This window comes from Helicobacter sp. MIT 05-5294, assembly GCF_000765675.1.
In the GTDB taxonomy this organism is placed as follows: domain Bacteria; phylum Campylobacterota; class Campylobacteria; order Campylobacterales; family Helicobacteraceae; genus Helicobacter_D.
Genome location: NZ_JRPA02000095.1, coordinates 1 through 373, shown reverse-complemented (window position 1 = coordinate 373; position 373 = coordinate 1). Strand labels below are relative to the sequence as shown.

The window sequence follows — 373 nt, the reverse complement described above, 5'->3', positions numbered from 1 at the left end:
CTCTTGCTTTCCACGATTCAAATTCTTTTACATTGCTTTGTAAAAAAGGGATAGCATTTTGGATTCCTTTAGCGATTCCACTTTCTGTAATCTCATAAAATTCTGCTCTTTTAATGCTTTTTGGTTTTTTGCTTTTGACTAACTCATAGAATAAATATCCAATCGCGTAACCCTCTCTATCAGGGTCAGTTGCAATATAAACCTCTTTATTTTCAGCATTTTTTAGAATCTCATAGATATATTTCTTTTTGCCCTCTTTAAATTCCAAAATTGGTTCATAGCTTTCTGTATCTTTAATAACCTCTTTGCTTAATTCTTTAAAATGTCCGCCTGTGGCGAATACTTGCGCCCCTGTGATTTTTGCAATCTTTTC

The 373-nt window shown here is 33.2% G+C and carries 1 protein-coding gene; it reads right to left on the bottom strand.

Going from position 1 to position 373, the window contains the following annotated elements; translation table 11 throughout:
• Positions 1 to 373: toprim domain-containing protein (locus LS69_RS10195; protein WP_138124752.1), on the bottom strand; the 373-nt coding region annotated here is incomplete at both ends.